Genomic DNA, 12068 nt, shown 5'->3' with positions numbered 1-12068 from the left:
TCAATCTGAAGAACCGCTTGAAGCTCCCTATGTCCCGACTCCTCAAGTTGTGGTTGACCAGATGCTTGCAATGGCAGATATAGGACCAGACGATGTGATTTACGATTTGGGAAGCGGCGATGGCAGAGTGGTAATTACCGCCGCACAACAGTTTGGCGCAAGAGGGGTTGGGATCGAGATTGATGCAGAACTGGTGGCTCAGGCGACGGCAAATGCCCAAGCGGCAGGGGTAAGCGATCGAGTCCAGTTTCGCGAAGAGGATCTATTTACCGCAGACTTTCGCGATGCCACGGTCGTAACGCTTTACCTGTTGCCCGACGTCAATCTGCGCCTGCGCCCAATTTTGCTGACCCAGCTTAAGCCCGGGACCCGCATTATTTCTCACAGTTTTGATATGGGCGACTGGAAGCCTGAAGAAATCGAAGTTGTGCGTGGACCGAGCAAGCTGCACATTCTCTATAAATGGACGGTTCCCGAAGTTGTTCCGCCGGAACTGCTGGCTCCTTAAAGCGATGCTTAAACTGCCTTCCATCATTCAAACTCCGCCAAAATTGGGTGATTTAGGAGCAGCACAGCACCTCTGAGACGAATCCAATCCCTTCCCCCCAGCTCCTCACTCCCTTCATCGACCCATCCACTCATCTCTCCATTCGCCCCCAACCAAGATTCCTGCCGCAAGGGGAGCGATTTTGATTACCCTTGAGTAGGTAGACGATCGCACATACCTTATATAAAACAAAGTACCGATTGACCGGGAGACAGGGGCAAGTCCTGATGAGCAAGCCGATGACATTTTGGGGATGGGGTTCGCGCAGTGGCGTAGTGCTGTCAACGTTTTTGCTGTGGCTGGGGTGGCTATCCCCAGGAGCAGTGCAGGCGCAGCCATCTCGCAGGCAAATCCTGATATCAGCCGAGCCTGCGAATCTCACCCTGGCGCAAGCCCTGAGTTCCACCGAGCAGCAGGAACTCGAGCGCCTCAGGCAGGTGAACCAGACGGCAACGCTCTTTAATATCATGCTCGGCGTTTTGGCGGCTCTGCTGGCGGCAGCTCTGATTGGGCTGTATTTGTTGAGGCGATCGGTCTTGCAAGAAGTGACGGCGATCGTGAAGTCCCACATTCAGGAACTCGATGACCTGGAGCGGCAGATCGGCAAAGCAAAGAACGAAGTGCAGCGGCTCCTGAAAGACTACGAAAACTATGCAGGCGACCTGGGCGAAGATGCGGAGGCGTTTCAACACGAGATCGAGGCAAAGCGCAGCGCACTGTCCCAGCTTATGGCGGACGCTTCCCAGCGCAAACATGAATTGCTAAACGGCATGGAACAGCAGCTTCTTGTTGCACAGCGCAGGCTAGAGGAGATAGAGACGGACTTTGCAAATCAGATTGCCGAGCTTCAGCTCAACGTGCAGTCGCAGAAAGATTTGTCGCTGCAAACGCTATCCGCATCCGAGGCAGAATTCGCAGCAAGAATTAGTCAGTATCAGTCGATCGCCCAGGAACACAAAGAGGGAACGCTTCAGCAGTTCAGCGATCTGGTGGCAGAGCTTTCGCCTTACTTAAGTGAATTGCGAACCAATGCCCGATTGCAGGTTGACCAGGAAAAATCCAATATTATCGAGGGCATCCGGCAGCAGCAGTCTCAGTTTGTCGGGCAGTTTGCTCAAATTCAGGACGACATTAACGATCGCAAGAATCAGCTTTTTGACAGTCTGGAAAAACTGCGGCTCGATGTCACGTTTCAGTTGGCACAGCTTCAGGCAGACACTCAAGCACAGCGCGATGCAATTCGGCAAACGCTGGAACAGCTTTATAGCGAACTGTCTACCCAGCGATCGAACCTGGAATCGGAAATTCGGGCACAGCAGGACAACATTCGCCGCAATCTGAGTCAGCTCACCACTGATTTTGCCGATCAGCGATCGGCATGGCAGGCAGAAGCACAAACGCAGCAAAACCAGCTCCGGCAAAACCTGGAACGGCTAGAGGCAGAACTCGAAGGCAGAATTCGCGAACTCGAACTCGATGCCCAGCTTCAGCGAGACGGCATTCAGCGTAATCTGGCTCAATTGGATGCCGTGTTAGCGACTCAGCAGCAAACCCTGGAAGCCATTTCCCAGGCAAAACAAGTAGACTTGCAGCGCATTTTCACCCAGATCGAAGCCGAACTGTCCCAAAAGCAAAGCGGCCTGGAGATAGAAGCACAAAACAAACAAGCCGAACTCCAGCAGATCCTCGATCGCATCGATGCCGAATTCACGACCCAGCGCACCGACTTCCAGGTCGATACCCAGGCGAAACGGGAAGAACTGCGCCAGACGATCGCCCAACTCACCAGCGACATCACCGGCCAGCTCAGCCAGATTCCCGCTACGGTTCAGGAACAGCGCGATCAGATTTTGGGCAACCTGGAGCGGGCAGAAACCGATTTACTCAACCAGTTTGCCACCCTTAAAGGAGACGTGCAGGGACAGCGTGATCGCCTGCGGCAAAACCTCGATCGCCTCGAAGCCCGCCTTGGTGAACAGGTCGATCGCTTCCAGGGCGATGCGGAATCTCAGCGACAGACAGCCTTGCAATCCCTGCGGCAAATCGAGGCAGAAGTGGCGGCACAGTTGCGATCGATCCAGTCAGAAGCGCAGGTGCAAAAAGATCAGATTCTTCGCCGACTGGCAGAGCTTTCGCCCCAGTTTGTCGCCGAGTCCTTTGTGGCAGACGTGCGGCAGAATATTCAGACGCTCACCGAGCAACTCAATCTGCTGCGGTCGACCCAGCCCGAACTGTTCATGCGTCCCGAAGACTATGTGCAGCAGGGCAATGACCTACTCGCTGCTGAACACTATGCCGATGCGATCACGTCCTATGACAAAGCACTGGCTTCCCTACCCAACCAAGCCGAAGTCTGGTTCAACCGGGGACGGGCACTCGAAGAACTACAGCGATACGATGAGGCACTGTCTACTTACGATCGCGTGACCAAGCTCCAGCCTGCCAACGCAATCGCCTGGTATCACCAGGGCATTGTGCTGCGCGAATTGAAACAGTCCGATGCGGCTCTGGCAGTGTTCGATCGATCCGTGACGCTGCAATCCCAGGATCACAAAGCCTGGCTGAATCGCGGCGTTACCCTGAATCGGATGAAACGCTACGAGGAAGCCCTCACGTCGTTTGATAAAGCCCTGGAAATCAAGCCCGACTACACTGAAGCCCTGATCAATCGCGGCGTAGTCCTGGGGGCACTTCAGCGATCGGAGGAAGCCTTCAACGCCTTTGATCGGGCAACCCAACTCGACCCCGAAGACGCAAAGGCATGGCTGAATCGCGGTTTGGCACTCTTGGAAATGGGACGCTATCAGGAATGCGTCGATTCCCTGGAAAGAGCAACTGACCTCCAGCCCAATAACGCTAAAGCCTGGGACAGTCGTGGCTATGCCCTGCTGCAACTCGGACGCGACAAAGAAGCCCTGGCAAACTTCAACCGCGCTATTAAAGCCAAACCCGAATACGCCAGTGCCTACTACAACAAGTCCACCTGCTACGCGGTTCAGGGCGAAACGGAGCTGGCTTTAGAGAATTTGCGTTTGGCGATCGAACTCAACCCTCGCTACCGCAAAGAAGCCAAAACCGATCCAAGTTTTACCGAACTCTCACGCGAGGCAAGGTTTAAGGATCTGACGGATTAGGGGAAATAGGGGAGTTAACGGCTGTGCCTTTATGAGTCAAATCAGAAGTGTTGAAAGTTAGATTAAGCGACGGAAAAAATTAACGTTCGGTCATAGCCTTATTTCGATATCGAGTTGTTTGGTTTTGCGACTTGGAAAGTCAGTGTGGATTTCGCCTAATAACCTATGTCGATGAGATGACCCATAATGAGGGTGAGAGCCCTAAGCCCTGCAATCGTTGCTCGTTTACAGCAGCATTCGTAATGCTTCACAGCTGAAGGCGATTGCACCCTAAGTTTGCCTCTCTTTATCGATCATGGAGCGTATTAAACAATTTCCGCACTAAAGCATCGCGCTGTTCTGTGATAAAGGAAGCATCGCGGGCGGGATTCTGGGAACGCTGTGCCTGCTGTTTTGCTTCCTGCAAAATGTGCTTGCACTGGACGAGGTAACTTGTCAGATGCCCATTGAAACAGGGCTGTTCACGAAGTTGGCGGGCAATGCCGGGCTGTTGGCAGAACTCTGGCTTTTGTAGGTTTTGAAGGAGCCATTCGATATCCTGGTTTAGTGCATCCCGTTCTTCTACCGAAGCCGTATACAGACGGAGTGTGGCACAAGTTGCTGCAAAAACCTGAGCTAAATCAGTTATCTCGCTTGTTTGGTTGGGGTATAGGTCGCGAACCGAAGCTACATCTCGATTATGTCCATTTCTGTTGGAGAGTGCGAAGTCCCGCTTAATTTTTAATCGTTGGGTTGGCTGAGCTGGTGGGCTAGACCCTGGCACTTCACTCACCGTTTCGATCGTTCCCCCCGCGTCCGCCATTGCCCAGGCGTAGCTAAACAAGCGGTAGGCAACCTTCAACTTTTCATCCCAATCCGCAACCGTCTTGATGGGAGCTTCGGAGAATTCCTGTTTCTCCAGACTACACAGCTGATACATTCCCCGCGCAAATAAAAGATAGCTGGCTCCAGCACCAAACAGATAAATGGTTTCGTTAGGTTCGCCGCCGTCTTTTAGATTCAACCAGCCTCTTTGCACAGCCAGATAGGTCATTTCCAGATAAAGTACTTCTCCATCTTCCGGCTGCTGATTATTCAAAAGTCTGCGGGTTTCAACGATCGGCGGAATTGGACCGATATCGTAGTTTTTCAAGTTAGGAACGAGCGGTTTTTCTACACCACTTTTTTCTTTGATTTGGTAATAGCATTTTCTGCCAACGTCTGTGTAAGAGAGCAGGGCATGATCGCGAAGTTGCTTTGCCCAAAGATTGCAATCTCTGGGTAGGATTCCTGATTGTGATCTAAATTGATGACGTGCAAAATACACTATCCAATAAATCCAGGATTGATAGGCGGTGTAGCACGAATACCGCTCAGTGTCTCCGTCACTGGCAGCATAAAGGCGGGCTTTCTCCAGCAGGTATAAACGACCCTCATGAATTTCAGCTTCGTTACGCTTGTTGTCGCCAACGTTGCGATCAGTAGGTAAGCGGTGCGGGGAATCAGCGTCGTCATAAGGTACTTCAGGAAAGAAGGTGAGAATGCGAGCGCGGAGGAAGTAGATTTTTGCCAAGAGGTGATAGTGGGGGTGAAAGGTTCCCTGCGAAACTTCGTGAATCAAAAAGTACTTTGCCAGGCGAATAGTGAGGTGTTTTTCAGCACGATTGAGGGCTTCCCAAGATGCACTTAAAAGGGTTTCGTGAAAGGTTTTTAGGTTCATATCTTCTGGGATATAATCCGGCAGATATTCCCGTTTTCCTAGCTCAGCCAATCGATTGACATAATAAAAATACAGTGCCCGACAAAGCTCCAAATAAACGAGCAGCGTCCCGGAAAAAATTTTAAAGTCCGTCTCAGTCGGAATGCTGCGTCCAAATCGCTTATACCAGTCCAGACCCGAATCAGAAATTCGCTTTATCGCCTTCTCAACTGCCTTGAGATAGAGCCACGATCGCCGATATAGACCTTCATTCAGATAGGTTTCCGCAATAGTCAGGCAGGCTTCAATCCAAATATAGGGATCGTCCTTTTTAAGAGAACTGCTCCAATCTCGCAGCAGGGTTTCTAGCAGATAGTTCTCCTGAGCAAAGGACGAAAAAGGATAGGCAGTGACGTATTTTCTGGCTTCTTGCAGACATCGGTGCTGCAAAATGCGATCGGTCAGCTCTTTAAGATACTGGTCTGGCGTAATGCCTGTGTACCGAATTGCCCGCAGCCGAGCCTGTAACGCCGCGATCGCCGGACACAAAATCAGGTCAAAGCCGCAGTATTCACCCCGCGCTGTGCGATCGCCAAACGCAAATCGCTCATAGGGAATCAGCTGATTTGCCTCACTGCTGTCACTCATTGCCCTCGACAGCGTTTCGGTTTTGCAAAGCCGCACTAGCGTATGTGCCCAGATGGGAGACGGAATGTTATTGCGAATAATCTCCTCATGCACGACCACATCATGGGCGATCGGAAAATACTCAGCGAGTCCGGGAATGTTCGACAGCAGGGTGCTGTTAATGATCTTGATGATGTGGGAAAGCGTTCCTCCAATTCCAGTACTGCTGACTGAAAAGTCAATTCTCTGCCCAGCTAAATCATCCCGCCTGATTTGAGCAAAGACATCCTTCACTTCCTCAGGCGGCTGGTAGCTCGGGGGAAGCCGGATGTAAAAATGCACCGTTACCTTGTGGGCATACTGCGAAGCAATCTCCTTGCCATGCAGTTTATCTTCCTTGCCCTGCGATTTGTCAGGGTCAAGATCCAGGAAAGGCGCATGGAATAGACCCGGTCTGGCAGAAAAGCGATCGCTGATAGGCAACGGCAGAGGAGCACATTCCTGAATCGTGATGGTCTTAATATAAATCGGAAAAATTTGGGTTAGGACTTCATTTTCAATGACGGCTTTGGTTAGCTTTTCGATAAAACCATCGGGTAGGTAGGCTCGGATGTAGTCATCCCCCCGATCTTTCTCAAGCTGGACCTGCCCGCCGCCTCTAAGCAGAATCCGCTCTACTTCGCGCTGAGTTTTTTGCGAGAGTTCACGAAGCTGCCTTTGCCTGTACTCCCCTTCTGGCAGGTACTGAAGACTCTGCTCTGCTATTTGTTTAATTAGTTGCTCGATATGCTGCTTTAAAGCAGAGGTTTGGCGTTGCTCTTCCTGGACCTCATCTAAGCCGATCGAAGTGCGATAGAGCTTCAAAAGCTTGCCGTAATCATGCTTTTGATTTAGCCAAATATTCAGGAGTACCTGCTGAAGCAAAACTTGCTCTTCACCCAAAGATAAGCCAAGCTGCTCCCTTTCATCGGGAGTCAAGTCAATTAGTTTCAGCAGGGCAATCAGAACTTCCTCTGGCGTCAGCAGTTGCCCTTTTTCCGGATCTCCAGAGGCTTGTAGCCCCGCAATAAAGCCGACTAAATCACCCGTTGTAATGGGTTTGCTGTCGCAAAGCTTATCAGCAAGTGTACGACCTTTTTCTTCATCATTGGTCAGGCGGCGTCCTAGAGCGCGTTTGTTGATCGTACCGTCTTTTTTTCGGGTATTTGCAAAGCATTTAACCAGGTAATCGTGCAGATCTTTCGTTCGCTGATTGTCGGGAGTTTGCTGTTTGTCGGACATAAAAGGAGACACCCGAAAAAATCTAGAGAAAAATCCAGACTGACTGGCGATACAAATCCATCTCTGTAATTTATCTACGGCAAAGAAATCACCAGATATATTGCATTGTTTTGCTATGAAGCACAATTTTTTGTGCTAAAAAGCACAAGAGCTGGAGAAGATTGGCTTTTCAACAATTTTTTTAGTATTTCATTACACAAAAGATTGGAGAAGATTTTCCCAGGAATAGTAAGGGTTTGCTTCCTGCTGCTCCCAATTGCCCCCTTGTATTTCGATCGTAAGCATCCGATATTGCACTCATGCAAGGCAGAGGCATTCATTCAAATCATATTGCTTCTATTGATGAAGCTGGAGCTAGGGACTGAACCTGCTGATTTGAGCCTTTGGCTGTGAGGAGTTTTGAACGGCATCGTAACTATATTGATTTGAATGCTGAAGGCTTGCAGTCCTCCTATCAAAATTGACATTCGCTCCTGAAATTGAATCAGGGAGGTGCAGCATGAATGAAAGACTGTTTAATCCGCCGCTTTGGGGAAAGGTCGAGGAAACAATTACCCCAAACCAGCCGGGACGAGTCCAAGCAATGGGAAGCTACTGGTATGCACAATGTTATGGATGGGATTATCGGCAGATTTTGTACCCAGGACAGGTGGTAATGGTGATTGCACAACAGGGCAGGGTGCTGCTCGTAATGCCGATTGCAGAGAGTTGATCGCTCAATAACAGTTAAAGAACATTGTCTGGATCAGGATTGCCGCCCCTTTCCTCCTTCGCCCACTCACGCATCTTACCCACTCACCTACTGACCTACCTGCTCACGTGCCCCCCGAATCTTTCCATAACACTCACACACTACCCCCTCCAACCCCGATCGATCCAAAATTTCCATCTGTCCCTGCCGATAGCAAATCAGGTTCGATCGCTGAAGCCGTCCCGCAATCACGCTCACCGTCGCACGTCGCACACCCAGCATTTGCGCCAGGGATGCCTGAGTCAGGGGAAACTGTCCCTCCCCCACGCGATCCTGAGTCATCAGCAGCCAGCGGCAGAGGCGTTGCTCGATCAAATGAAGGCGATCGCAGGCGGCAAGCTGGGTCACCTGGTCAAATAATGCCTGAGCATAACGCTAAAGCTGGTGATACAGCAATCCTCGCTGCTCGATTTCAGCTATCAGGATTTCTGCCGGAAGCCGCAATGCCTCACCGGGAATTTGCACCATTGCCCGACCGGAAACCTGATTTACGCCTAGCAAAATGGGGAGACCGACGATGCCTTCTCGCCCCACGGTTGCCACTTCGATCGCCGCTCCGGCTTCCATTACGGTTAGCAGCGACACTACACAGTTGAGCGGAAAGTAAGCCCACTCGATGCACTGGTCTGCATCATATAAAATCTGCTGCGCCTCCAGGCGAACGGATTCGAGATGAAGGGAAATGCGTTCCCGATCTTCTGGAGAGAGGGTACAGAAGAGATGATTGCAGCCTGCGACCCGCAAATTAAGCGATGCGGAGCAGTTCTCCCTTTGAGGTAATCGCAGTTCTTCCTGCGGACGATCGGACCCGAACCTCATGCAATTTCTGCAAGTTAACGCTCTTCAATATTTGCGAAATGAATTTTAGCAATCGCAGACTTAGTTTTAAGAAAAGTTAAGAGAAATTACAGATTTATAACACATTCAGAAGATTCGATCGCTAAAATCGCCTATGCTAGTCCTACCACCTGTGTACGAAACCGTACATAATTATGCACTATCGATCGTTTGACGCTTCGCGCAACTACGAGGGAACCGCTGCCTTTCACATTCTGGTTGTGGATGACTTTCTAGACGTTCTCTCGCTGCTAAAAATTGTCCTGGAAACAGAGGGATATCAGGTTTCAGTTGCCCGCGATGGCAATTTTGCCTTATCCCTTATTCAAGCATCACCACCCGACCTGGTGTTATTAGACGTTGTAATGCCAGGCATTAGTGGTTATGAAGTCACGCGGCGAGTTCGCCAGTGTCCCAGACTAAAATATTTGCCGATTATTCTTTTCACAGGCTGCACGGATGAAAGCGATCGAGAAGAAGCTTTAGCAGCAGGCGCAAACGATATTGTTAGCAAGCCGATCGCGATTGTAGAACTGCTGTGTAAGGTGCGAATGCTTTGCGGCTAAACAATGGGCTGGGTTAGAAACTGTTCAAGATACTTTACGACAAGTCTTAAGGCGTTACTCTTCAAACAATTCTCAGGAAACGACTCTAAGCTCCTCTGGTAACAGCGACAGCAATACCTCTTCATGCTCGACTTTAACAATCCATCGACCTGTTAACTGCCCATCCTGCACCAGTTCAGGCGTGAGAACCTTGCCAAATTTTCCGGCGACGTAATCCGGTTGGAGGATCTCGACTCGATCGCCTACTCGAATTTCTTGTTCAGTCACCCCTGAATTCGTTTATCTCTATCATGTCTACAAGGCAAGTTTATAACCTTCTCTTAACCTTACAGCGAAAGATGCGCCTTGGTTATAAAAAATGGGCTGAAGAAATAAGAGCGTTCTCTTGCCCAGACCGCTCACACATAGGGACTATTCCGGTTCTGCTATTTGGAATACATCTCATTCCTTCTTAACTTACCCAGATTGATGGATTGTCAAGTAGGTGTCACATTTCTTAAGCTAAAGGAAAGTTGAGTTAGTCAGGCTTCGATCGCTCATTCAAGTCTTGCGTAACTCACGAAACATCCAAATCGCTTTTATTTTTACTAGCAAAGGAGCAGAACAATGCACACCGAGAATCCCTTAGATTTAATGCCCTTCCTCGCAAATTTAAGAAGTGGTCTCTGGCTGCTTGGTTTGTCCTCCTGGATTTTTGGCATTCTCGATCGCAGCTTTGCCTCCTTCGCCGATGGCTACATTTCCGCGATCGACATTGCTCAGATTGCAACAGCTTCTTTCTTCTTCGTAAGCTGGATGCTGCTTAAGCCTGCCTCCGCTAAGCTGACCTCCCGGAGTGCTGAATAGTCAAGAGCTACAGTCTTTATCTGCTTCAGCATTTGTTTAGCGCAGCGTTAAGCGGCTCCTACGAGTCTTTGAACGGCTTCGGGGCTACAAATGTGCGCCTGGGCTGGAGTGTTCTAGGGCTTTGATCGATCGTCCTGATGCAGCAAATGATAGTCAAAGAATTGGCATAGTGCCCTTTTCTGCTAACACGACCATTGCAGTCCTGCCTGCTCGGCTTGCTGGCTCAGACACTTGCTTTTGATCGCACCATTCCAGCAACCCCTGAGAGCGTGAAGTGCGCTGAATCAAAATACACCCTTCAACTAAAACTTAAATCAGAATTTCAATCGGAACTGCGGGGAGCGTCATCGCATCTGAGGTATTGTTAAGGCGATTGGTTCTTAAGTGAAATTAAGTTTTAGCGATTGAAATCACGAGTTTTCGTCGTGCCGCAGCCGCCCATATAGCTCAGTGAAATAGCGCAGCCGTCCCGTCAGTTCTGGGGTAAGCGCACCGTACCAGTATCGCCAGTTCCAATTTCCTTCTTGCTGGCTAGGTGCATTCATCCGGGCATCGCTGTCTAGTCCCAGAAGATCCTGCAGTGGAAGAATTGCTTGGTTTGCCACCGTACCAAACGCCAACCGAATTAAATCCCAGTGGATGCCATCCTGGCTAGTGCAGCCGAGATAGCGAATGACGCGCTGCTGCTCTTCGTGAGAGCGTTTGTAGAACCAGCCGACGGTCGTATCGTTATCGTGCGTTCCAGTGTAAACAATGCAGTTGCGCGGATAGTTAAACGGCAAATAGGGATTTCCTGGGTCTGAGTCAAAGGCAAAGTGCAGGATCTTCATGCCGGGAAAGTCAAAATCGTCTCGCAATGCCTCGACCTCAGGCGTAATCATGCCCAGATCTTCAGCCACGATCGGCAAACCGCCCAACTCCTGCCGTAATCGCTGGAAGAACTCCCGTCCGGGTGCTTTAACCCATTCGCCATTGATCGCAGTTGTTTCATGCCCTGGAACTGCCCAATACGCTTCAAAGGCGCGGAAGTGATCGATTCGCACCAGATCCACCAGATCAAACAAAGACTTAAATCGCTGAATCCACCAGGCAAAATCTTCTTTTTGAAGCTGCTCCCAGTCGTAAATCGGATTGCCCCAGAGCTGACCCGTCGTGCTGAAATAGTCGGGTGGCACGCCTGCCACGAGCGTCGGCTTTTTCGTTGCTTCGTCCAGACAGAAAAACTGTGGATAGGACCAAACATCGGAGCTGTCAAACGACACATAAATCGGCACATCGCCCATAATGCGAATGCCTTTCTCGTTGGCGTGTTGCTTCAGTGCCGACCACTGCCGGAAGAACTGAAACTGCATGAACTTATGAAAAAATACCTCCGAAGAGAGCCTGTCGCGCCATTGCTCGATCGCTTCCGGTTGGCGATTAGCGATCGACTCTTCCCAGGTGTTCCAGCCTGCGCCCTCATGAGCATCTTTCAAAGCGCGAAACAGGGCATAGTCTTCCAGCCAGTCGGCTTTGTCCTGACAAAACTGGTCAAATGCCTTGATCTGATCGGGGTCTGCCTGATTCTGAAACGCTTCGCAAGCTTTTCGCAGCAGGGGCATTTTGACGTGATGCACCCAGCCAAAATCGACTTTTTGCGGAAACTCCGGCAGTCCTTCAAAGTCTTGTTCGCTCAGCAGTCCATCTTCTTTGAGGCGATCGGGACTGATCAGCAGCGGATTTCCTGCCATCGCTGAGAATGCCAGATAGGGCGAATCTCCGTATCCGGTCGGTCCTAGAGGGAGAATTTGCCAAATGCGCT

The 12068-nt window shown here is 50.3% G+C and carries 10 protein-coding genes; 5 read left to right on the top strand and 5 right to left on the bottom strand.

Features of this window, described 5'->3' with window-relative positions; genetic code table 11:
• Positions 1-508, top strand: a 508-nt coding sequence (locus H6F80_RS14175; RefSeq protein WP_190792182.1) for an SAM-dependent methyltransferase, incomplete at its 5' end; no start/stop codon positions are given.
• A 278-nt stretch (positions 509-786) separates the two neighbouring features.
• Positions 787-3681 (top strand): tetratricopeptide repeat protein, encoded by a 2895-nt coding sequence (locus H6F80_RS14170; protein ID WP_190792181.1) that lies wholly within the window; start codon positions 787-789, stop codon positions 3679-3681.
• A gap of 286 nt (positions 3682-3967) precedes the next feature.
• On the opposite strand, the gene H6F80_RS14165 is transcribed toward H6F80_RS14170, so the two are convergent.
• On the bottom strand, positions 3968-7267 hold the full coding sequence (locus H6F80_RS14165; protein ID WP_190792180.1) for a hypothetical protein: 3300 nt from the start codon (positions 7265-7267) through the stop codon (positions 3968-3970).
• 499 nt (positions 7268-7766) lie between these two features.
• On the opposite strand from H6F80_RS14165, the gene H6F80_RS14160 reads away from it, so the two are divergent.
• Positions 7767-7979: an NfeD family protein gene (locus H6F80_RS14160; protein ID WP_190792179.1), complete on the top strand. Its 213-nt coding sequence runs from the start codon at positions 7767-7769 to the stop codon at positions 7977-7979.
• Positions 7980-8066: 87 nt separating this feature from the next.
• On the opposite strand, the gene H6F80_RS29160 is transcribed toward H6F80_RS14160, so the two are convergent.
• Positions 8067-8366, bottom strand: coding sequence for a Crp/Fnr family transcriptional regulator (locus tag H6F80_RS29160; protein WP_199296574.1), 300 nt, complete (start codon positions 8364-8366; stop codon positions 8067-8069).
• A 27-nt stretch (positions 8367-8393) separates the two neighbouring features.
• Positions 8394-8837, bottom strand: coding sequence for a Crp/Fnr family transcriptional regulator (locus H6F80_RS29155; RefSeq protein WP_199296573.1), 444 nt, complete (start codon positions 8835-8837; stop codon positions 8394-8396).
• Positions 8838-9010: 173 nt separating this feature from the next.
• On the opposite strand from H6F80_RS29155, the gene H6F80_RS14150 reads away from it, so the two are divergent.
• Positions 9011-9421 (top strand): response regulator, encoded by a 411-nt coding sequence (locus tag H6F80_RS14150; protein ID WP_190792178.1) that lies wholly within the window; start codon positions 9011-9013, stop codon positions 9419-9421.
• Between the two features lie 72 nt (positions 9422-9493).
• Here H6F80_RS14150 and H6F80_RS14145 read toward each other — a convergent pair whose 3' ends face one another.
• The gene (locus tag H6F80_RS14145; protein WP_190792177.1) at positions 9494-9688 is read right to left on the bottom strand and encodes a hypothetical protein; all 195 of its coding nucleotides are present in this window, start codon (positions 9686-9688) and stop codon (positions 9494-9496) included.
• 339 nt (positions 9689-10027) lie between these two features.
• Here H6F80_RS14145 and H6F80_RS14140 point away from each other — a divergent pair, with 339 nt between their 5' ends.
• Complete coding sequence (locus tag H6F80_RS14140; protein ID WP_190792176.1) at positions 10028-10267, top strand: hypothetical protein; 240 nt, start codon at positions 10028-10030, stop codon at positions 10265-10267.
• 410 nt (positions 10268-10677) lie between these two features.
• Here H6F80_RS14140 and malQ read toward each other — a convergent pair.
• A partial coding sequence (gene malQ / locus H6F80_RS14135) for a 4-alpha-glucanotransferase (protein ID WP_190792175.1) occupies positions 10678-12068 on the bottom strand: 1391 nt, incomplete at its 5' end.

It is taken from the genome of Leptolyngbya sp. FACHB-711 (assembly GCF_014695615.1).
Lineage (GTDB): Bacteria > Cyanobacteriota > Cyanobacteriia > Elainellales > Elainellaceae > Leptolyngbya_A.
This window is presented reverse-complemented; position numbering and strand designations above follow the sequence as displayed.

Excerpts from the sequence above, each read along its gene's own strand:
- H6F80_RS14140 (WP_190792176.1), top strand. The coding sequence starts at position 10,028 with ATGCACACCGAGAATCCCTTAGATTTAATGCCCTTCCTCGCAAATTTA.
- H6F80_RS29155 (WP_199296573.1), bottom strand. The coding sequence starts at position 8,837 with ATGAGGTTCGGGTCCGATCGTCCGCAGGAAGAACTGCGATTACCTCAA.
- H6F80_RS14165 (WP_190792180.1), bottom strand. The coding sequence starts at position 7,267 with ATGTCCGACAAACAGCAAACTCCCGACAATCAGCGAACGAAAGATCTG.
- H6F80_RS14170 (WP_190792181.1), top strand. The coding sequence starts at position 787 with ATGACATTTTGGGGATGGGGTTCGCGCAGTGGCGTAGTGCTGTCAACG.
- H6F80_RS14160 (WP_190792179.1), top strand. The coding sequence starts at position 7,767 with ATGAATGAAAGACTGTTTAATCCGCCGCTTTGGGGAAAGGTCGAGGAA.
- H6F80_RS14150 (WP_190792178.1), top strand. The coding sequence starts at position 9,011 with ATGCACTATCGATCGTTTGACGCTTCGCGCAACTACGAGGGAACCGCT.